Here is a 20,556-nt window from a genome sequence, read left to right as displayed (position 1 = left end):
TATGCCTGGGCAACTATTCCGATGCTTCGGCGTACTAACGATTTCTTTATGTTCTCTTGGGGAAGTCGGAGCGGATTGAGACCATGACCGTCATGCTCGAAGCCGCTGACGGCACCCGCAGACCCCCTCGTGTCCGCTCCACGCCTCCCGCCTGACTGGTGGTGGTGCTGGCGTGCGCGGGCCAGTTCCTGGTCGTCCTCGACGTGTCGGTCGTCAACGTGGCGCTGCCCTCCATCCGCGCCGACCTGGGCATGAGCGCGTCGGGCCGGTCGACGATGACCTCGGACGGCGGCTACGTCACCTCGATCATGGGTCCCGGGATCCTGATGATGCTGGGCGCGGGTCTCGCCTCGACCCCGCTCGCCTCGCTGGCCACGTCGGGGGCGGCACCGGGGGAGGCCGGGCTGGTGTCGGGGATGGTCAACACCTCGCGCACGATGGGCGGTTCGCTCGGGCTCGCGGTCCTGTCGACGCTGGCGGCGGCCCGGACGGGGGGTGCGGACTCCCCCGAGGCGCTGACGGAGGGGTACGCGCTGGCGTTCCGGGTGGGGACGGGCGTGCTGGCCGGGGCGGTCGTGCTGATGCTGGTGTGGCTGCCGAGGAAAATCCCGGCCGGGTGAGGCAACGGTCCGGGCCGCTCATGGACTCCTTTATTCATCTAGGAGGTGCCCATGGGGGATCGGAAACAGGCTCGGGACGAGGAGTTCCAGAGCTTTGTCATCGGCCGCTGGCCGCGGCTGATGCGGACGGCATTTCTCCTCACGGGGGAGCAGCACGCCGCGGAGGACCTGGTCCAGTCGACCCTCGAACAGGTCTATGTGGCCTGGCGCAGGGTCGGCTCGGCGGACGATCCGGAGGCGTACGTACGGCGCGTGATGATCAACGCGCACGCGCGCAGGCACCGCAGGCGGCTCAGGGAGTTCCTGGCACGGGGGGACGACTCGGGTCTGGTGCGCGAGGTCGCCGACACCGGTGACCGCATCGCCCAGGCCGACGACCGCAGCGCCCTGATGACGGCGCTGGCCCAGCTGCCGCCGCGACAGCGGGAGGCGGTGGTCCTGCGGTACTGGGAGGACCTGACCGAGACCCAGACGGCCGAGGCGATGGGCTGCTCGGTCGGCTCGGTGAAGAGCAACGCGGCCAAGGGGATCGCGAAACTTCGCGCCATACCCGGACTGGCCGACATGGTGACCCAGGGAGGGCGGAAGTGATGAGCGCGGACCGGGAGAAGAGCCACGACATGAGTGACAGCGACATCGCCCTCCTGCTGGCCGACGCCGCCGACGAGGTCGAGATCGGCATAGCCCCCTACGAGTCGGTGCTCCGCGGCGGTCGCAGGCGCCGGGCCCGCCGCTGGGCGGTGGCCGCTGCCACGGCACTGGTCCTCGCCGGCTCCTCGGCGACGCTCGCGGTGGCGGGGCTGCCGGGCGGGGACGGCGGGCAGGCGGCGACCCGGCCGTCGGTCGCGGCCGACGCCGACCCGTCCAGGGTGGTGCGCACCACCCTGGCGAGCGGCACCGACCAGGGCACCAGGTGGCGGGTCCTGATCGACGTGTGGCCGGCCCCGCGGGACGAGCGGCAGGCGGAGTCCCAGCGCTCCGCCATGGCGAAGCGGGGCGAGACCCCGCCGGACGCCCACAGGGCCTCCGACCTGATCGGCAAGGTCACCTACTTCGTCTACCGCGGTTACGGCGCCCGGACGACGAAGGTCATGGAGAACACGGTCCCCGAGTCGGACGCCATGACCGGCACGGACCTCATGTCCGGTTCGCTCCCGCTCCAGCCCGACGACAAGGCGGACGTGCGTCTCGTCATCGGCTACGTCGCCAGGACCGCCCAGCGCGTCAACTGCGTCTGGACCAACGAGACGGCGACCGTGGTGGGCAGGGCCCGCACCGGCACCGGCACCGACGTCCAGGCGATCCGCCGGGTCGAGGGCTCCCCCTACGACTGGTTCGTGTGCCTGGCGCCGAAGGGGACGCAGTACAAGTCGGCGGAGGTGGTCGAGTAGGGCACGGCCCGCCTCACAGCCACCCCTGCTGCCGGGCCGCCCGTACCGCCTCCATCCGGTTGCGGGTGCCGGTCTTGCCGATGGCGGCGGAGAGGTAGTTGCGGACGGTGGACTCGGAGAGGTGGAGCCTGTCGGCGATGTCGGCCACCGTCGCGCCGTCCGTGGAGGCCCTGAGGACATCGCACTCACGGGCGGTGAGCGGGCTCGGGCCGGCACTGAGGGCGGCCGCGGCGAGGGCGGGATCGATCACGGTCTCGCCGGTCAGCACCCGGCGGATCGAGGCGGCCAGCTCCTCGACGGGACCGTCCTTGACGAGGAAACCCGCGGCACCCGCCTCCATGGCCCGGCGCAGGTAACCAGGTCTTCCGAAGGTGGTCAGGATCAGCACCCGGCAGTCCGGCGCCTGGTCGCGCAGTTCGGCGGCGGCCTCCAGACCGCTCATCCCCGGCAGCTCGATGTCGAGCAGCGCCACGTCGGGGCGGTGCGTGAGGACCGCGTCCACGATCGCGTCCCCCGCCGCGACCTGGGCCACGACCTGGATGTCCGGTTCCATCCCGAGCAGCAGCGCGAGCGCCCCCCGCATCATCTGCTGGTCCTCGGCGAGCAACACGCGGATGGACCTGGCGGGCCGGTGGTCCCGGGGCATCTCGTTCACGGCCCAAGGGTAGGGCGCGGGGCGGGAGGCGGAGGAGGTGCGACTGTGTTGCGCCGACGCGCCTGATCCTTGAGAACTGGAGAGTGGACCGGGGGAGCGGAGGAATGGACCGCAGCACCGGCGGAGCCGGGGGACGGGCCGGTGGAGCGGGCGGGCCGACCGGCGGTGTGGGCGGCTCTGTGCGGTGTCATCGGGCAGCTTCGCCGATCCGGGACTCGCTCACGGTGGCCGCCGGGTTCCCGGGTCGGGCCGGAGCCTCGGACCCCGCAGGTTCCTCCGACTCGACCGGCAACTCGGCCTGCACCACGAATCCGCCCCGTGGCCCCGGCCCGGCCTCCAGCCACCCACCGGCCGCGGACAGCCGCTCCGCGAGCCCCTTGAGACCGGTGCCGCCGATGCCCGGCGTTGCCACCGCCGGTACCGGTACCGGTGCCGTGCCCGCGCCGGTCCGGGTGGTCGATTCCGTGCCGTCGCTCCCGGCGACGGGCGTCTCCCCAGCCGGTGCCCGACCGTCGTCCCAGACGCGCAGCCGTACCCGTTCCGCAGAGCCCCGCACGGAGATCTCGCAGCGCTCCGCCCCGCTGTGCCGTACCGCGTTGGTCACCGCCTCGCGGACCACCCACCCCAGTAGTGCCTCGGTCCGGGCGGAGAGCGGGGGGCCGGAGCGGTGGACCACGGGCTCGATCCCCGCGGCGCGCAGAGCAGAGGTGGCCCGGTCCAGGTCCGTGCTGAGGCTGCCCTCGCGGTAGCCGGTGACCGCCTCACGGATCTCGGTGAGCGCCTGGCGGCCGACCGACTCGATGTCGCAGACCTGCACGAGAGCCGCGTCCAGGTCGCGTGGGGCGAGGCGCCGGGCCGCCTCCGACTTCACCACGATCACCGACAGCGTGTGCCCGAGCAGGTCGTGCAGATCGCGGGAGAAGCGCAGCCGCTCCTCCTCGACCGCGCGCCGGGCCAGTTCCTCGCGGGCCTCCCGCAACTGCCGTACCGCTTCGGAGAGGGACATGATCGCGGCCGTCACCATCGTGGAGATCCATGTGGCGTACGCGGTGTCGAGTCCGCCCCAGCCGTCACGGAAGACGGAGGCCGCGCCGGCCACGACGGTCACGACCGCACTCACCCACCGCAGGTGCGGCAGCCGCACGACCGCGCCCGTCGCGAGCCCGAACAGGGGGAAGAACAGCAGCCAGTTGCCGCCGTACCCCATCGCCAGACCGCAGGTGACCAATCCCAACAGCCCCAGCGCCACCCGTGTGGAGACCGCTTCCCGGGTCTCCTTGCGGAAGGCGCGGAAGGCGACGTAGATGTAGAGCGAGTTGAACGTGAACAGCCCGAGGCCGCCGATCCAGGGGTTCGAGGCCTCGCCCTGGAAGAGGTTGGAGAAGGCGCCCATCCCCATCAGGAGCCAGGGCAGCAGACCGAACCCGCTGCCCAGGCCGGCTTTCGTGGGGACCTCCCCGGCCTGCTGCGCCGCCTTGTACTCGGCGTTGAGGCGCCGCTTGTTCGCCTCGTAGGACCGCTGGTGCTTCCGCGCCTCGCGGACCCCCTCGCGGATCTCGTCCACGCGGCACGAGAGCTTGTGCGACCAGAACATGACCGTTCCTCCGCTCAGAGGTGCCCGGCGTGCCGCCGGTACGACAGGACAGCGTACGAACCCGCTCGTGTCTCCTGTTGCCATACCGACGACGCTACGTATCGCGGACTCCGCGCGGCAGATGTGCGTGTACGGACTTGGGCAGTACAAATGTCACGGTGCCGGCACCCGGGCGGGTCCGCCTGACACTCCACCTGACACCCCGTCAGGAGCCTTCACAAGTGCGTTGTGCTCGGCTATACAGAGGGCGCCGGACTGGAACGCGTTCTAGATCGGCCCGCGACGACCTCGGTGCGGCCGACGGTGCGGACGGCCGTACCGAGGTCTTGACCGAGCCCCTGTCAGGAGCCGTATGCCCATCGACGCAGCCAAGGCCCTCGCCGCCGAACCCCGGACCGGCGAGATCTCCTGGAACTCCAAGGACGTCCAGCTCTACCACCTCGGCATCGGGGCGGGCTCGCATCCCGACAAACCCAGCCCCGCCACCGACCCCGACGAACTGCGCTACACCCTCGAGTCCCGGCTGCACGTCCTGCCGAGCTTCGCCACGGTCGCGGGCTCGGGATCGCCGGGAGTGATCGGCGGCCTGTCCATGCCCGGCATCGAGGTCGATCTGGCCAAGGTCCTGCACGGCGGTCAGTCACTGGTCATCCACCGCCCCCTTCCCGCCCAGGGCACCGCGACCGCCACCCACCGCATCGCCGCCGTGTACGACAAGGGCAAGGCGGCCGTTCTGGTCATGCGGACCGAAGTGGCGGACGCCGAGGGCCCGTTGTGGACGAACGACGCCCAGATCTTCGTGCGCGGAGAGGGCGGCTGGGGCGGCGACCGGGGCCCCTCAGCCCGCCTCGATCCCCCCGCCGGTGAGCCCGACCGGACGGTCGAGCGGCCCATCCGCGAGGACCAGGCCCTGCTCTACCGCCTCTCCGGCGACTGGAACCCGCTGCACGCCGACCCGGAGTTCGCGAAGGTCGCCGGGTTCGAACGGCCCATCCTGCACGGGCTGTGCACCTACGGCATCACGCTCAAGGCGGTCGTCGACACACTGCTCGGCGGGGACGTGACCCGTGTGCGGTCGTACGTGACCCGGTTCGCCGGGGTCGTGTACCCGGGGGAGACCCTGCGGATCCGTATGTGGCACACACCGCAGTCCACCAGGGTCGCCGTCAGCGCCGTGGAGCGCGACGACGCACCCGTCCTCGCCGACACCGTCGTCGAACACTCCTGAACCCACAACGCCGTACGAGGGGAGCCGCACCATGCGCGCAGCCGTACTGCACGAGATCGGCCAGGAAAAGCTCGAAGTCCTCGAGGACGTCGAGGCGGTGGGCTTCGGACCCGGCAGGGTGCGGATCCGGATACGGGCCACCGGCCTGTGTCATTCGGACCTGTCCGCGATGGCCGGGGTCCTCCCGCAGCCGGCGCCCTTCGTGCCCGGACACGAAGGCGCGGGCGAGATCGTCGAAGTCGGTGAGGGCGTCAGCCACTTGAAGGCGGGCGACCGGGTCGTCGTCTGCTGGCTGCCCGCCTGCGGTGCCTGTCCCGCCTGCAAGCGCGGGCAGACCGAGCTGTGTCTGGCCGGGTTCATGAACGCGGGCACCCCCAACTTCCGGCGCCCCGGCGGGGACGTGTTCGGTTTCGCGGGCACCGGCACCTTCGCCGAGGAGGTCGTCGTCGACGCGGGCTGCGCGGTGCCGATACCCGACGACGTGCCCTTCGACATCGCGGCGCTGATCGGCTGCGGGGTCACCACCGGACTGGGGGCCGCGCTCAACACCGCGGACGTGGAGGCCGGTTCGTCGGTCGCCGTCATAGGCTGCGGCGGCGTCGGCATCTCCGCCATCCAGGGTGCCCGCCTCAAGGGCGCCGCCGAGATCGTCGCCGTCGACCCGGTCGCCTCGCGCCGCGAGGCCGCCCTGGGGTTCGGGGCCACCCGGGCCGTCTCCCCGGACGAACTCGCCGACGCCAAGCAGCAGGTGACCGCGGGCGAGGGCTTCGACTACGTCTTCGAGGTCGTCGGCAAGTCGGCGACCGCGAGGACGGCGTACGAGACCACCCGGCGCGGTGGCACCCTGGTGGTCGTCGGCGCGGGCGCCATGGACGACAACCTCCAGCTCAACATGTTCGAGCTGTTCTTCGACGAGAAGCGCATCCTGCCCTCCCTGTACGGCGGCGGGGACGTGCTGCGCTCCTACGAGCGGACCATCGCCCTGTGGCGGGCCGGCCGCATCGACCTGGACGGTCTGATCACCCACCGGGTGTCGCTGAGCGAGATCAACGAGGCGCTGGACCAGATGCGCACGGGGAGTTCACTCCGTACCTGCATCGAGATCTGAGGTCCCCGTATGACACAGACAGGGACTCAGGCAGGGGCACAACCAGGTGTGCGGCCGGGGGCGCGACCGGGGGCGCGGCCGCTCGATGGGCTCGCGGCGATCGTCACCGGCGCCGGCCGGGGGCTCGGCAGGGCGGAGGCGCTGGAGCTGGCCCGGCTCGGCGCCGCCGTCGTGGTCAACGACTTCGGGCAACCGGGCCGGGACGGTTCCGGCGAGGCCTCCGCGGGCCCCGCCGAGCAGGTCGCCGACGAGATCAGAGCCGCGGGCGGACAGGCCGTCGCCCACACCGGGGACGTGGCCGACCACCAACAGGCGCGTGAACTCACGGAGTTGGCTATCGCCGAATTCGGCAAGCTCGACATCCTCGTCAACAACGCGGGCATCCTGCGCGACCGCATGGTCTTCTCCATGACCGAGGGCGAATGGGACGCGGTGATCCGGGTCCACCTCAAGGGCCACTTCAACACGACCCGGTTCGCGGCCGCGCACTGGCGGGAGCGGTCCAAGGCGGCGGGCGGGCCGGTCTACGGCCGGATCGTGAACACCTCCTCGGAGGCGTTCCTCGCCGGGTCCGCGGGGCAGCCCAACTACGCGGCGGCCAAGGGCGGGATCGTCGGACTCACCACCTCGACGGCCCTCGCGCTCGCCAAGTACGGCGTGACCGCCAACGCCATCTGCCCGCGTGCCCGCACCCGGATGACCGAGGACGTCTTCGCCGGCCTGGAGCAGCCCGAGTCGGGGCTCGATCCCCTCGCCCCCGAGCATGTCGCCCCGCTCGTCGGCTACTTGGCCTCACCCGCCGCAGAGCGTGTCAACGGCCAGCTGCTCGTCGTGCACGGAGGAATGGTCGTCGTGGTCGAACGGCCGCGGGTACAGGCCAAGTTCGACAGCAAGCAGGACACGTTCACCTACGACGAACTGGACGCGCTGCTCACCCCGCACTACGCGCGGCGGCCGGCCGGGGAGACCTTCGCGGCGGCCGAAGTCCTGGGGCTCAAACGGGAGTAGACGCGAAGCGGCCCGCTCCCCGGACGAGGAGCGGGCCGTGTGTCGCCGTCTGACCTCAGGCCGCGGCCTCGGTCTGCTCGACCGACTTGCGGTGACGGCCACGCGGGGCCGTGTCGCTGTCCTGGACCGAGACCGGACCCCGGTGCTTACCGTGGCCCGTGGACTCCTGGACGTCGGCAGTCGACTGGTTCGTGCTGGCGTCGCTCATGGAAGTAATTCACCCCGTCAACATGATCTTTCTTACAGCGGGGCGAGTTTAACCGGCACACCACAGGGCCAATCCAGGCGGCCGGGCCAACCGGCACTACTTCGTTACAAGATTGCCCAACGGGGCTTGCTGCAAGGGCACAGGACGGGCCACGACCGGTTCCGGAGGGTCCGGTTCGGGCGCCCCCGCGAGCTTCCCGCCGCCGCCCTCCGAACCCTCCGGGCCCGCGTCCCCCGCCCCCGTTGCCCCCGTTCCCCCCGGACCCTCCGCTTCCCCTGCGGGGGCCCCGCTCCCCGGGGCTGCCGCCCACCGCGCCACCCCGCACGGCGTGTCCGCCGTGGCGTACGGCAGGAGCAGCTCCCCGGCCTCGGTCCACAGCCCGGCCCCCGCCAGCCACCCGCCGGGCGCCGGAAGATGCTGGACCTGCCGGGCGGCGGGCCGCCACACGCCCACCCAGCTGCCCATCGGCCCGTCGACGCGCAGCGCCACCCCGCAGCTCTCCGGCACCAGCACCTGCCCCGGCTGGATCGCGAACGGTGTCAGTGCGCAGTCCGGCACCCGCAGGCACTCCGGGAAGCGCACCGGCAGCGTGCTGCCCAGCACCCCCCAGCCCAGCCGCGGCCGCCCCGGCGACGGCGCGTCCGAGGAGATCAGCAGCAGCCCGCTGTCCGGGTCGGCCAGCAGCAGCCGGTCGTCACTGCCGTCGGCGATCTGCAGCAGCGGCGACACCTCCCCGCCCCGCTCCAGATCGACCACGACCGCCTTGGTCCGCCCGTCCGTCTCCCGGTCCAGGGCCAGCATCCGCCCGGATCGGTCCAGCCACACCCCGCCCGAGCAGCGCCCCGGGACCTGCGCGACGTGCTCCGGCCCGAAGGCGCCGCCCGCCACCAGCCACACGGCACTGGAGCGCGGGCCCACGGCGAGGGCGTACGCCTTCTCGCCGCCCGGCGCCGGCGGCAGCAGCCGTAGGACGGTCCCCTCGTCCGGGCACTCGACCGCGCCCAGCGGCAGCTCGCCGGTCCGGGGCGCGGTCGGGTAGAGCAGCGAGAAGGCGTGCCGCCCGTCCGCGAACCGCCTGATCAGCACCCGCCCGTCGCCCATGGGCTGCACCTCGGTGCCGGGCTCCTCGGGCTGGTTGCCGGGCAGCGGCACCGCGTAGGGCTCGGGGCCGTCCAGGGTCCAGCGCTCCGGGAACCAGGAGTCGCCGTCGCGGGCGAGGCGGGCCGCGTAGGAGCCGTCGACGGTGATCACGCATGCGGTGCGCGGGATCCCGCCGTCCTCGGTGATCACGTACTCGGTCCGCGGTCTGGACGATCCCTCGCCGTCCTCGGTGATCACGCGCTCAGTCCGCGGTGTGTCCCCGTCCTCGGTGATAGCGCGCTCCGTCCGCGAGGTCCCCCCGTCCCCGTTCTCCCCGTTCTCCCCGTTCTCCCCGTTCTCCTCGTTCGCCGCCGCGGGTTCGATGGCACAGGCCGTCATCGTCCGGTCACCTCCGGTCACGAAACTAGTTTTCGCACGCACGGGCGTGGGACGGGCAGGCTTCTCCTTCACACAAAGGGGTGGCACAGGAACGATTCGCCTGAGGAAACCGGGGCGACTGTGCTCGACGGGGCACGGGTTCCCGGGGCCCGGGTTCCGTCGGCCGACGGCACAGGTTCAGCCGGACAGACCAGGCAGGTAGCCTTTCCCCGTGCCCCGTCTGTCTGAAGTCATCGCCGCGCTGGAGAACCTGTGGCCCGCCGAGCGGGCCGAGTCCTGGGACGCGGTCGGTACCGTCGTGGGCGAACCCGACCAGGAGGTCGCGCGGGTCCTCTTCGCCGTGGACCCGGTCCAGGAGATCGTCGACGAGGCGGTGAAGCTGGGCGCGGACCTGCTGGTCACCCACCACCCCCTCTATCTGCGCGGTACGACGACCGTGGCGGCCTCGCACTACAAGGGCCGGGTCGTCCACACCCTCATCAAGAACGACATCGCGCTGCACGTGGCCCACACCAACGCGGACAGCGCCGACCCGGGCGTCTCGGACGCCCTCGCGGGCGCGCTCGACCTCCGTGTCGTACGGCCGTTGGTGCCGGACCCGACGGACCCGGAAGGGCGCCGGGGGCTTGGCCGTGTGTGCGAGCTCGACCCCCCGACGACCGTCCGTGAACTCGCCGCGCGGGCCGCCGAACGCCTGCCGGCCACCGCTCAGGGCATCCGGGTCGCCGGCGATCCCGAGGCCATCGTCCGCACGGTCGCCGTCAGCGGCGGTTCCGGCGACAGCCTCTTCGACCAGGTGCGCGCGGCCGGTGTCGACGCCTTCCTCACCGCGGACCTGCGCCACCACCCGGTCGCGGAGTTCATCGCGGCTCGCGCCCACAGTCCTCTCGCGCTGCTCGACGCGGCGCACTGGGCCACCGAGTGGCCCTGGTGCGAGCTGGCCGCCGCCCAGCTCGACGAGATCTCCGACCGCCACGGCTGGAACCTGCGTGTGCACGTCTCCAAGACGGTCACCGACCCCTGGACCAGCCACTCCCCTTCACCTGGAGCCCCCAACTGAACGCCGCGCCCGCCGACCAGATCCGCCTCCTCGACGTCCAGGCCCTCGACGTCCGCCTCCAGCAGCTCACCCACAAGCGCAGGTCGCTGCCCGAGCACGCCGAGATCGAGTCGCTCACCAAGGACGCCACCCAGCTGCGCGACCTGCTCGTGGCCGCCCAGACCGAGGAGAGCGACACCGCCCGCGAGCAGACCAAGGCCGAGCAGGACGTGGACCAGGTGCGTCAGCGCGCCGCCCGCGACCAGCAGCGCCTGGACTCCGGAGCCGTGACCTCGCCCAAGGACCTGGAGAACCTCCAGCGCGAGCTCACCTCCCTCGCCAAGCGCCAGGGCGACCTGGAGGACGTCGTCCTAGAGGTCATGGAGCGTCTGGAGTCCGCACAGGAGCGGGTGGCCGAGCTGACCGGACGCGTCTCCTCCGTCCAGTCGAAGATCGAGGACGCCACCGCCCGCCGGGACGCGGCCTTCGAGACCCTCGACGGCGAGATCGCCTCCGTGACCAAGGAGCGCGAGGTCATCGCCGCCTCCGTCCCCGCCGACCTCCTCAAGCTCTACGAGAAGCTCCGCGAGCAGCAGGGCGGCATCGGCGCGGCCAAGCTGTACCAGCGCACCTGCCAGGGCTGCCGCCAGGAGCTGTCCATCACGGACTTCAACGAGGTCCGCGCGGCCGCGCCCGACACCGTGGTGCGCTGCGAGAACTGCCGTCGCATCCTGGTGCGCACGTCCGACTCCGGCCTGTAAGAGGCGTCGGGCGTGCGGGAGTTCATCGTCGAGGCCGACGGCGGCTCGCGGGGCAACCCCGGGCCGGCCGGCTACGGCTGCGTGGTGCTGGACGCGGTGACGGGGGAGACGCTGGTCGAGGCGTACGAGTACCTCGGCGTCGTCACCAACAACGTGGCCGAGTACCGGGGGCTGCTGGCGGGCCTGCGCGCCGCGCACGACCTGGACCCCACGGCCCGTGTCCACGTCCGCATGGACTCCAAGCTCGTCGTCGAGCAGATGTCGGGGCGCTGGAAGATCAAGCACCCCGACATGAAGCCGCTCGCCCTGGAGGCGGGGCGGGTGTTTCCGCCGGGGCGGGTGACGTACGAGTGGATCCCGCGCGAGCAGAACAAGCGGGCGGACCGGCTGGCGAACGAGGCGATGGATTCGGGGGCGTCGGCGAGTTCGGTGCGGCAGCTGCCCGCTGACGAGGCGGAGGCCGATGTGGCTGACGTACGTGCCGCCCAGGCCGAGGCCGACGTGCGTGCCGCGAAGGCCGTGGCAAGCCCCGGCTGGGCCCCGGCCGACATGGGCGCGCCCGCCACCTTCGTGCTCCTGCGGCACGGGGAGACGCCCTTGACCCCGCAGAAGCGGTTCTCGGGCAGCGGCGGCACCGATCCGTCCCTGTCCGACATCGGCAGGGAACAGGCCAGGAGGGCCGCCGAAGCCCTGGCCGAGCGAGGCACGATCCAGCACATCCTCACCTCGCCCCTGACCCGTACCCGGCAGACCGCCCAGGCCGTGGCCGACCGGCTCGGTCTTGAGGTCACCGTCGAGGACGGCCTGATCGAGACCGACTTCGGCGCCTGGGAGGGCCTCACCTTCGGCGAGGTGCGCGAGCGCTACCCGGACGACCTCACCACCTGGCTGTCCGACCCGGAGGCCGAACCCACCGGCGGCGGCGAGAGCTTCGCGGCCACGGCGACCCGGATCGCCGCGACCAGGGACAAGCTCGTCGCGGCGTACGCGGGCCGCACGGTCCTGCTCGTCACGCACGTCACCCCGATCAAGACGTTCGTACGCCTGGCCCTCGGCGCCCCGCCCGAGTCCCTGTTCCGCATGGAACTCTCGGCGGCGTCCATGTCGGTGGTCGCGTACTACGCCGACGGCAACGCGAGCGTGCGGCTCCTCAACGACACGTCACACCTGCGGCCGTAGGCCGGAAAGTCCGGACGCCTCCCGGGCCAGCGCCTCCACCCGCCCCCAGTCGCGCGCGGCGATCGCGTCGGTGGGCAGCATCCAAGTGCCGCCCACACAACCGACGTTGGGCAGGGAGAGGTACTCGGGGGCGTTACCGGGCCCGATCCCGCCCGTCGGACAGAACCGCGCTTGCGGCAGCGGCCCGGCGAGGGACTTCAGATACGCCGTACCGCCCGCCGCCTCCGCCGGGAAGAACTTCATCTCCCGCACCCCCCGCTCCAGCAGCGCCACGACCTCCGAGGCCGTGGACACCCCCGGCAGGAACGGCACCCCGGACCCCCGCATCGCCTCCAGGAGTACGTCCGTCCAGCCCGGGCTGACGAGGAAGCGCGCACCCGCCGCCACCGACTCCCGCACCTGCCCGGGCGTGATGACGGTCCCGGCCCCGACCACCGCGTCCGGCACCTCCTCGGCGATCGCCCGGATCGCGTCCGGCGCGGCCGGTGTCCGCAGCGTCACCTCGATCGCGGGCAGCCCGCCGGCGACCAGGGCGCGCGCGAGCGGTACGGCGTCGGAGGCGTCCTGGAGCACGACCACGGGGACGACGGGCGCGAGGTCGAGCAGCGAGGCGTGCGGCGAGGCATGTTGCGAGGCATGCGAGGGGGAGGCCATGGCGTCATCGTGCCGAAGCACTGCGATACACGCAATGACCGTTGCACCCTCTGCAACCTGAGACGGTCAGTGGACCTCGTCCACCAGCACATCCAGCGCCCACGCCTGCCCGGCCTTCGCGGGAGCCTCGGCCTCCACCACGTACCCGAGCTCCCGCAGCGCCTCGACCAGCTCGGCCGGCCCCTTGGGGGAGACCCCGGCCGACAGCAGACTGCGCACCATCCGCCCCTTCGTCGCCTTGTTGAAGTGGCTGACGACCTTCCGGGTCGGCGCGTGCAGCACCCGTACGGTCGCCGTCCGTCCCGCGACCTCACCCTTCGGCTTCCACGCGGCCGCGTAGGCGGAGGACCGCAGATCGAGCACGAGGCCCTTCCCGGCGGCTTCGTCGACGACGGCGGCCATCGGCGTCCGCCAGTGCGTGCCCAGCGCCCCGATCCCGGGCAGCCGCACCCCCATCGAGCAGCGGTACGACGGAATCCGGTCGGTCACCCGGACCGCGCCCCACAGCCCCGAGAACACGAGCAGCGAACGCCCCGCACGCCTCTTCGCGGCCGCGTCGAGGGAAGCCAGGTCGAGGGCGTCGTAGAGGACACCCGTGTAGATCTCTCCGGCGGGCCGCGCCCCCGCGGTCCTGAGCTCGACGTTCTTGGCGACTTCGCCGCGCAGCCCCTCGCTCAGCCCGAGCACCTCGCGCGCCTTCTCCTCGTCGGCGGCGCACAGCTCGACGAGCGCGTCGAGGACGGCCTCCCGGCTCTCGTTGAGCCCCGGCAGCGACAGCGACTCCAGCTTCAGCGGGGCGCCACGACCGGAGGACGCCTTGCCTTCGGAGGGAGGCAGCAGGACCAGCACGGAACATCTCCTTCTGTTGAGCTCCGGACAGCGTACGGGGCCCGATCTGCTTACCCTCGCTGTATGCCCCGCCGCCGCATACGTGTGACCGACGTCCCGCTACGGGCCGCCTTCGCCGCCCTGCGCACCGAACTCGGCGTGCCCTCGGACTTCCCGCCCGAGGCGACGGCGGAGGCGGAACGGGTGCCCGACCTGAAGGGGTACGAGGACGCCACCGACCTCCCCCTCTTCACCATCGACCCGCCCGCCTCCACCGACCTCGACCAGGCGATGCACCTCTCCCGGCGGGGCACCGGCTACCGCCTCCGGTACGCCATCGCGGACGTCGCCGCCTTCGTGGTCCCCGGATCGGCGCTGGACACGGAGACGCACCGGCGGGTGATGACCCTGTACTTCCCGGACACCCGCATCCCGCTCCATCCGCCGGCGCTCAGCGAGGGCGCCGCGAGCCTCCTCCCGGACCAGATCCGCCCGGCCGCGCTGTGGACGATCGACCTCGACGCGGACGGCCGTACGACCGCCACCGACGTCCGCCGGGCCCTGGTCCGCAGCCGGGCCAGGCTCGACTACGAGGGCGTGCAGCGGGCGGTCGACTCGGGTACGGCCGAGGAGCCGCTGTTTCTGCTGAGCGAGGTCGGTGCGCTCCGTGAGCGACTGGAGATCGAGCGCGGCGGAATCTCCTTGCGGGTCCCCGAGCAGGAGATCGTCGAGCGGAACGGCACGTACGAGCTCACGTACCGCGCTCCGCTGCCCGCCGACGGCTGGAACGCCCAGATCTCCCTGCTCACGGGTATGGCGGCGGCGGAGTTGATGCTCGCGTACGGCACGGGAGTGCTCCGCACCCTCCCCGCCGCCCCCGATGGCGCGGTGGGTCGCCTCCGCCGTACGGCGCTCGCCCTCCACATCGACTGGCCGCACCATGTGTCGTACGCGGCGCTGATCCGCTCCCTGGACCCGGGGATCCCGTCCCATGCGGCCTTCCTCCAGGAGTGCACGACGCTGCTGCGGGGCGCCGGTTACACCGTCTTCCGCGACGGCGCCCTGCCCTCCCTCACCACCCACGCGGCGGTCGCCGCCCCGTACGCCCACTGCACGGCACCACTGCGGCGCCTGGTCGACCGGTACGCGTCCGAGATCTGCCTGGCGGCGGCCGCGGGGGAGCCGGTGCCGGAGTGGGTGCTCGCCGCTTTCGACGCGCTGCCTAGCGAGATGTCCGAGGGCGGCCACCGTGCGGCCACGGTGGAACGGGCTTGCGTCGACCTCGTCGAGGCGGCGGTGCTGAAGGACCGGGTGGGGGAGGTGTTCGACGGCTGCGTGGTGGACGTCGACGAACACCGGCCGACGGTGGGGACCGTGCAGTTGGAGACACCGGCGGTGATCGGCCGGATCGACGGGGAGGGGCTGTCGCTGGGCGAGCGGCTGCGGGTGAAGGTCGTGCGGTCGGATCCGAGGATGCCTCCGGGGGCCGCGAAGGTGCGCTTCACGCCCGCCTGAAGGTGCATGACGACGGCGCTGAGCGTGTGCCACGATCGAGGCAACGGTTCCCGATCTCTCGGACAGGTGATCTTGCGATGTCCCAGTCTGGCGAGCGACAGGAGGAGGGGCGTGACATGAGTGCCGTGGCCCATGAGCCGCTCACGCCGGCTGAGGGACTGCTGGAGATCTTCCTGGCCCTCGACACCCCGGAGGGTTTCCGGGCTGAACTGATCGAGGGGGAAATCGTTGTGACGCCGCCGCCGGACGGGGAGCACGAGAAGTGCATCAGCCGGATTGTGCGGCAAGTGATCAAGCATTCGCGCACCGAGATGGACTTCTCCGGGAACAAGGGCCTGAAGCTGAGAAGCGGCGAGGCATGTCCGAAGAATCATGTGGTCCCGGACGTCACGCTCGCCCCTCTTGACCTCGACCTTTTCGCGAGTGCCGACTCCTGGATGCCCTGCGATGGAGTCGCCATGGTCCTTGAGGTGACGTCTACGAAACCCAAGGCTGACCGCGAGGCCAAGCGCCGCTGCTACGCCCGCGGCGGCATCCCGCTCTACCTGCTCGTCGACCGAGAGGCCTCGTCGGTCACCCTGTTCAGTGTCCCGGAGAAGGACGACTACCGGGAACACTGCACCCGTTCGTTCGGCAAGCCGATCACTCTGCCCGCCCCGTTCGCCTTCGACCTGGAGACCGCGGACTTTCTCTGAGTGCTAGGGCGTTGGACCCTCTGTGCTCTGAGCTCTGAGCAAGACGGACAGGGGGACGGACCGTGGCGGAACAGGCACTGTGGACGAGAACACGGCTGGGCCGCTGCGGCCCCCCGCTGGACCTCCTGACCGCCCGCTTCGACCGCCACGTCTACGCCTCGCACACGCACGAGCAGTTCAGCATCGGCATCTGCGTGGGCGGCTCCGAGGTCATCGACTACCGAGGCGACCACCTCCGCCCGGGCCCGGGCTCCATCGTCGTACTGGCCCCCGGCGAGATGCACACAGGCCGTCCCGCAGCGCCCGACGGCGGCTACGCCTACCGCGCCCTGTACCCCGACCCCTCCCTCCTCACCGAAGGCACCCTCGGCTGCGGTCTCCCGTACTTCCCCGAGCCCCTCCTCGACGACCCCGCGCTCGCCACCGCACTCAGCCGCGCCCACGCCGAACTGAGCGCCTGCCCGGACCCGTTGGAGACCGAGTCCCGTCTCCCGTGGCTGTTCACGGCCCTCGCGTGCCGCCACTCCACGGCCCGCGCGACGCACGACATGGTGCCGGGCGCCGCCCACATCGCCCACGCGGTGCGGGACCGCCTGGCCGACGACCTCCTGGAGCCCCCTTCCCTGGCTCTGCTCGCCGCCGAACAGGGCCTGTCCCGCTACCAACTCCTCAGAGCCTTCCGTACGACGATGGGGATGCCGCCGTACGCCTGGCTGGCGCAGTACCGGGTGCACCGGGCCCGCGGACTGCTGGAGTCGGGACTCAAGCCGGCCGAGGTCGCGGGCCTGGTGGGCTTCGCGGATCAGGCGCACCTGACCCGCTGGTTCCGGCGGGTCCTGGGGGTCACCCCGGCGGCGTACCGCAACAGCGTTCAAGACGCCCGCCGCTGACGTGGCGAACATGGCCGCATGACTGCGCGCGGCTGGTTCCTGTTCTCCCTGATGGGAGTGGTCTGGGGCATCCCCTACCTGCTGATCAAGGTGGCGGTGGATGCCCCGCTGTCCCCGTCGATGGTGGTGTTCACGCGCTGTGCGCTGGGCGCGGCCCTGCTCCTTCCCTTCGCGGTACGGCAGGGGGGCCTGCCCGCCACCGTTCGCACCCACTGGCGCCCGATGCTGGCCTTCGCGTGCATCGAGATCATCGGCCCCTGGTGGACCTTGACCGACGCGGAACGCCACCTGTCCAGCTCGACAGCGGGCCTGCTGATCGCGGGCGTTCCGATCGTGGGAGTGGCCCTGGCCCGCTTCTTCGGCGAAACGGAGAGACTGGGAGTGCGGCGCGTCGTCGGGCTCGGCCTGGGCCTGGCCGGCGTAGGAGTCCTTACGGTCCCCCACCTGACCGGCGGCGACGCCCGCTCCCTGGCCGAGGTGCTGATAACGGTGATCGGCTACGCGACGGCCCCTCTGATCGCCGCTCGCTACCTGAAGGACGTCCCGACCCTCCAGCTCATCGCCCCCTGCCTGGCCCTCGCGGCCCTGGTCTACGCCCCGGCGGCGGCGATGACCTGGCCGTCGGCGATGCCCTCCGCCTCGGTCCTGGCCGCGCTGGCCACCCTGGGCGTGGTCTGCACCGCGGTCGCCTTCGTGGCCTTCCTGGAGCTGATCAAGGAGGCTGGTCCGACGAGGGCGACGGTGTTCACGTACGTCAATCCGGCGGTGGCGGTGGCAGCGGGCGCGATCTTCCTGTCCGAGCCACTGACGGCGGCCATCGTGGCGGCCTTCACCCTGATCCTGGCGGGCTCGGTACTGGCGACCGCCTCCGGTCAGGGGGCCGTCACCCGCCCGGTAACATGGTCGACACGGCAGACGAGCCGGGCGGACGGCCGCGTGAAGTCCCTCAGGGGGCTTCCCGAGGAACGTCCGGGCTCCACAGGGCAGGGTGATGGCTAACGGCCACCCGGGGTGACCCGCGGGAAAGTGCCACAGAAAACAAACCGCCGGGGACTTCGGTCCTCGGTAAGGGTGAAACGGCGGTGTAAGAGACCACCAGTGCCCAGGGCGACCTGAGCAGCTAGGTAAACCCCACCCGGAGCAAGGTCAAAAGGAAACACCCAGGTGTTTCTGCGCGGACGTTCGAGGGCTGCCCGCCCGAGTCCGTGGGTAGACCGCACGAGGCCGACGGCAACGTCGACCCTAGATGGATGGCCGTCTCCCCGGCCGCCGCGAGGCGACCGGGCGACAGAACCCGGCGTACAGCCCGACTCGTCTGCCGCCACCTGCGGCTTTGCCTGGGATGGGGCCTCTGATCTGGGACGGAGGCTCTTTCCGATCTCTCGAAGGCTTGCAGCGTTAGGCGGAGGGAAGTCCCTCAAAAGTCCTAAGATCATCGAACTCCCTGCAGGACTCGGTACTCCGGCGGACTCACTGGCTCCATGCTCCGAAGGCCCGCCCTGGTTTTGCGGCCGGAGGGCGCCCCTTCGGTGAGGTCCGCAGCTGTTTCCGTCGGCGGGCATATCGGCTAGGACATCGGGTGCTCCTGTCGCTCATCGCGTGGCGCTGACCACCCCGGCAGACGACAGCACGAGCGAGATGCGGATGCTGTCTGCATCCGACAGCAGCGCCGACTTCCGTTTCTGACGCCCCTTCTCAATCTCGTCTTCCGAACCGGGGCCCTGCGCGAGGCCCGCGAGGGGTGCCCTGTGCTGCGCGCGCATGAACAGGGGACCAGGGCGCTGCGTCGGTGGTACGCCCGGTTCTGTTCGTCGGACACGCGCGTCGGCCCGACCGGTGATCGGCTCAGGGCCGCGCCGCCCTGATCCATGCGCTCGCATGCCTAGGGTCCGCCTGGGTATCCACGCCGAGGACGTGGATGGTGCCGAGCCGCCCCCGCGGGCCGCCCACCTGGAGGACGCGGTGGGTGTGCCCCTCTGACCGAGGGTGGATGATCACACCGCACGGATCACCGCTGGGGGCGTACCCCGCGCTGTACGTGAGGAGTTGGTGGACGTCGTCGGCGCTGACGCCATGGCGGTCGTATCGCTTGTACTTGGCGTCCACCGGCAGCAGGGCGCGTTGCGAGGTGCCGGGCAGGGGGAGGCTGAGCAGCAGATCGGGACGGAAGGTCGAGGCGTTTCGGAGGTCCCCGCGGACAGTGATGGCCGTGTCACCGCCGCTCGGGACGGCACGGCCACCCAGGGAGATGCCGGCTTCGGTGCCGAGCCGTCGAACGACGGCCTCCCACAGGGCGGGCATGGCCAGCAGGAGGCCAACTGCCGTGTTGCCCCGGTCGGCGAGCAGGTCGGTCACGCCTCCGCGGTTCAGGAGCAGTCGCGCCCACGTATGGGCGGCGCGGTAGCGGGAGTTCAGGCGCGTGTACGGGATCCGGTCCAGGGCGCGGAGGGCCGCGGCTGGGGTTGCAGGACCCGGGAACGCGCCCATGATGCCGTGCAGGTCGCGTGCCAGGTCCGGACTGGCTGTCAGAACGAGTGTGGCCTTCAAGGCAGTTGCCAGGACACGGTTGTCCCAGATATCCGCCTCGCGGTCGAAGGTGCGTATGTGCAGCCGATCGAGTTGGCCGTATCGGCGGATCGCCTGGGCGGCGACATCGAGGCGACCTCGGAGCACCGGTTCGACGCCGTCGTGTCGGACGTAGTCACGGCGGAGCCCCTCGCGGACCAGTTGTTCGCACTGTTGCAGCAGGGCGGCGGCGACGAGGTCGGCGTAGCCGTCCGGCCTGGTGGCCCAACTTCGTGTGGAAGCCGGGACGGGGGCGGGCGCGTCCAAGGCGTAGGTGAGCCAGCTCATGAGCCGCTCGCCCGGAATGGCGAACTTGGGTTCGATGACCACACGGACGCGGTCCAGGACCAGGACCCCGACGGTCGCCACGGCCTTGAGCCGCCATCCCGACCGGTCCGGGGCCAAGGTGAGGTGACGCCCGGCTTCGAGGGCGCGCAGGCGCTCGACGTCCCGGGGAGTGAGCTGGCCGCTATTGAGCGGGACGGACTGGTACTCGCCGAGACGGATCTCGGCTCGGTCAGGCATCGGGGCCCGGCTCGCCGCTGGTGAACTCGGTCGCCAGGGCGGCGGCCAGGTCCTGCGCGGGATGTGCTTCGCCGCGCTGCCGCCCCTGATACTGCCCAGGTTCGGCGTGCCGAACTCGATCATCCGGCAGTACGTCGTCCCCGAACGGGAAGGGTCCAGACCCAGCGCGTAGCGCTCCAGCGGCAGGCGCGCCCACTCCTCCAAGGGGAACTGTCCGAGCACCTGCTTGCGCTCGTCCGCCGCCGAAGCCTCGTCCTCGGCCACAGCGCTCCGGTCGAACCCTGCCGCAGTCGTCCACACGTCCAACCCGTCGGTCATGGCGTCATCCTGCCGGATCACCGGGCGCCGGGGCGACGGGGTACGTTCCGCGAGGTCTGGGAGCGATCAAGGGCCCCCGGTGGATGGGTTGTTGGCCGTTGGTTGTCCGTTGAGCGATTGATGGTCCAGACCCCAGGGATAGGCCCATGCTGCCCGGTGATTGCTCGCGACCGTAACGCGGCCGCGTCAGGGCGACCGAGAGTAGGGCCGCATCGACGGATCACTCGCGAGCACCGGGAACCCGGACTAGCGTGGTCCGAGGGCGCCAGGGGCGTAAGGGGCGGGAGCCCTCCGCG

19 protein-coding genes, 1 other RNA gene and 2 pseudogenes are annotated in these 20,556 nt (G+C 71.5%); 14 read left to right on the top strand and 8 right to left on the bottom strand.

From position 1 onward, the window contains the following. Nucleotides 1-266: 266 nt before the first annotated feature. The 3 genes and pseudogenes from H293_RS0101060 to H293_RS0101050 all read left to right on the top strand — a co-directional run. Nucleotides 267-620: pseudogene (locus tag H293_RS0101060) on the top strand (MFS transporter); the annotation flags it as partial. A 51-nt stretch (nt 621-671) separates the two neighbouring features. Next, entirely contained in the window at nt 672-1,211 is a 540-nt protein-coding gene (locus H293_RS0101055; RefSeq protein WP_020116029.1) for a SigE family RNA polymerase sigma factor, read from the top strand. Beyond that, entirely contained in the window at nt 1,211-2,011 is an 801-nt protein-coding gene (locus H293_RS0101050) for a hypothetical protein (RefSeq protein ID WP_020116028.1), read from the top strand. Before H293_RS0101055 ends, H293_RS0101050 begins: the two co-directional genes overlap by 1 nt. A 13-nt stretch (nt 2,012-2,024) precedes the next feature. On the opposite strand, the gene H293_RS0101045 is transcribed toward H293_RS0101050, so the two are convergent. Next, nucleotides 2,025-2,657 (bottom strand): response regulator transcription factor, encoded by a 633-nt coding sequence (locus H293_RS0101045; RefSeq protein WP_020116027.1) that lies wholly within the window; start codon nt 2,655-2,657, stop codon nt 2,025-2,027. A 196-nt stretch (nt 2,658-2,853) separates the two neighbouring features. Further along, complete coding sequence (locus H293_RS48885) at nt 2,854-4,260, bottom strand: sensor histidine kinase (protein ID WP_020116026.1); 1,407 nt, start codon at nt 4,258-4,260, stop codon at nt 2,854-2,856. A 352-nt stretch (nt 4,261-4,612) separates the two neighbouring features. Between H293_RS48885 and H293_RS0101035 the strand changes: the two genes are divergently transcribed. Genes H293_RS0101035 through H293_RS0101025 form a run of 3 tightly spaced genes read left to right on the top strand, consistent with a single transcriptional unit; the run spans nt 4,613 to nt 7,604 of the window. Beyond that, entirely contained in the window at nt 4,613-5,488 is an 876-nt protein-coding gene (locus tag H293_RS0101035; protein WP_020116025.1) for a MaoC/PaaZ C-terminal domain-containing protein, read from the top strand. Between the two features lie 31 nt (nt 5,489-5,519). Beyond that, nucleotides 5,520-6,596: a Zn-dependent alcohol dehydrogenase gene (locus H293_RS0101030; RefSeq protein WP_020116024.1), complete on the top strand. Its 1,077-nt coding sequence runs from the start codon at nt 5,520-5,522 to the stop codon at nt 6,594-6,596. Nucleotides 6,597-6,605: 9 nt separating this feature from the next. Beyond that, entirely contained in the window at nt 6,606-7,604 is a 999-nt protein-coding gene (locus H293_RS0101025) for a 3-oxoacyl-ACP reductase (RefSeq protein ID WP_259294403.1), read from the top strand. A gap of 55 nt (nt 7,605-7,659) precedes the next feature. Here H293_RS0101025 and H293_RS59040 read toward each other — a convergent pair whose 3' ends face one another. Beyond that, the gene (locus tag H293_RS59040; protein WP_020116022.1) at nt 7,660-7,812 is read right to left on the bottom strand and encodes a hypothetical protein; all 153 of its coding nucleotides are present in this window, start codon (nt 7,810-7,812) and stop codon (nt 7,660-7,662) included. Between the two features lie 96 nt (nt 7,813-7,908). Continuing rightward, entirely contained in the window at nt 7,909-9,291 is a 1,383-nt protein-coding gene (locus H293_RS0101015) for a hypothetical protein (protein ID WP_020116021.1), read from the bottom strand. Between the two features lie 211 nt (nt 9,292-9,502). Here H293_RS0101015 and H293_RS0101010 point away from each other — a divergent pair, with 211 nt between their 5' ends. From H293_RS0101010 to H293_RS0101000, 3 genes are read left to right on the top strand one after another with little or no spacing between them, the layout of a single operon-like run. Further along, nucleotides 9,503-10,351, top strand: coding sequence for a Nif3-like dinuclear metal center hexameric protein (locus H293_RS0101010; RefSeq protein ID WP_020116020.1), 849 nt, complete (start codon nt 9,503-9,505; stop codon nt 10,349-10,351). Then, nucleotides 10,348-11,091, top strand: a complete 744-nt coding sequence (locus tag H293_RS0101005) for a zinc ribbon domain-containing protein (RefSeq protein ID WP_106968242.1) — start codon at nt 10,348-10,350, stop codon at nt 11,089-11,091. Before H293_RS0101010 ends, H293_RS0101005 begins: the two co-directional genes overlap by 4 nt. Nucleotides 11,092-11,103: 12 nt before the next feature. Further along, a complete protein-coding gene (locus H293_RS0101000) occupies nt 11,104-12,270 on the top strand; it encodes a bifunctional RNase H/acid phosphatase (RefSeq protein ID WP_020116018.1) in 1,167 nt (388 codons plus the stop codon). Here the strand turns inward: H293_RS0101000 and H293_RS0100995 are convergent. Together H293_RS0100995 and yaaA are read right to left on the bottom strand one after the other, a co-directional pair. Further along, complete coding sequence (locus H293_RS0100995; protein WP_020116017.1) at nt 12,253-12,924, bottom strand: bifunctional 4-hydroxy-2-oxoglutarate aldolase/2-dehydro-3-deoxy-phosphogluconate aldolase; 672 nt, start codon at nt 12,922-12,924, stop codon at nt 12,253-12,255. The two genes, H293_RS0101000 and H293_RS0100995, sit on opposite strands and share 18 nt — an antisense overlap. 66 nt (nt 12,925-12,990) lie before the next feature. Beyond that, on the bottom strand, nt 12,991-13,773 hold the full coding sequence (yaaA, locus tag H293_RS0100990; protein WP_020116016.1) for a peroxide stress protein YaaA: 783 nt from the start codon (nt 13,771-13,773) through the stop codon (nt 12,991-12,993). Nucleotides 13,774-13,836: 63 nt separating this feature from the next. Here yaaA and H293_RS0100985 point away from each other — a divergent pair, with 63 nt between their 5' ends. From H293_RS0100985 to rnpB, 5 genes and pseudogenes are all read left to right on the top strand, one after another. Continuing rightward, nucleotides 13,837-15,267, top strand: a complete 1,431-nt coding sequence (locus H293_RS0100985) for an RNB domain-containing ribonuclease (RefSeq protein WP_020116015.1) — start codon at nt 13,837-13,839, stop codon at nt 15,265-15,267. Nucleotides 15,268-15,383: 116 nt separating this feature from the next. After that, nucleotides 15,384-15,962: a Uma2 family endonuclease gene (locus tag H293_RS0100980; protein WP_020116014.1), complete on the top strand. Its 579-nt coding sequence runs from the start codon at nt 15,384-15,386 to the stop codon at nt 15,960-15,962. 62 nt (nt 15,963-16,024) lie between these two features. After that, nucleotides 16,025-16,852 (top strand): AraC family transcriptional regulator, encoded by an 828-nt coding sequence (locus tag H293_RS0100975; protein WP_020116013.1) that lies wholly within the window; start codon nt 16,025-16,027, stop codon nt 16,850-16,852. An 18-nt stretch (nt 16,853-16,870) separates the two neighbouring features. Further along, nucleotides 16,871-17,653 (top strand): annotated as a pseudogene (locus H293_RS61555) (DMT family transporter); the annotation flags it as partial. A 115-nt stretch (nt 17,654-17,768) separates the two neighbouring features. Beyond that, an RNA gene (gene rnpB / locus H293_RS53640) (RNase P RNA component class A) lies at nt 17,769-18,170 on the top strand. A gap of 274 nt (nt 18,171-18,444) precedes the next feature. Here rnpB and H293_RS58285 read toward each other — a convergent pair. Together H293_RS58285 and H293_RS0100960 are read right to left on the bottom strand one after the other, a co-directional pair. After that, a complete protein-coding gene (locus tag H293_RS58285; RefSeq protein ID WP_158694386.1) occupies nt 18,445-18,615 on the bottom strand; it encodes a hypothetical protein in 171 nt (56 codons plus the stop codon). Nucleotides 18,616-18,697: 82 nt separating this feature from the next. After that, nucleotides 18,698-20,260 carry an McrC family protein gene (locus tag H293_RS0100960; protein WP_020116011.1) on the bottom strand — a complete coding sequence of 521 codons (1,563 nt, stop codon included), beginning with the start codon at nt 20,258-20,260 and terminating at the stop codon, nt 18,698-18,700. Nucleotides 20,261-20,556: the final 296 nt, after the last annotated feature.

The organism is Streptomyces canus 299MFChir4.1 (assembly GCF_000383615.1).
In the GTDB taxonomy this organism is placed as follows: Bacteria; Actinomycetota; Actinomycetes; order Streptomycetales; family Streptomycetaceae; genus Streptomyces; species Streptomyces canus_C.
The sequence above is the reverse complement of the archived record's forward strand: the minus strand, read 5'-3'. Positions and strand labels throughout refer to the sequence as shown.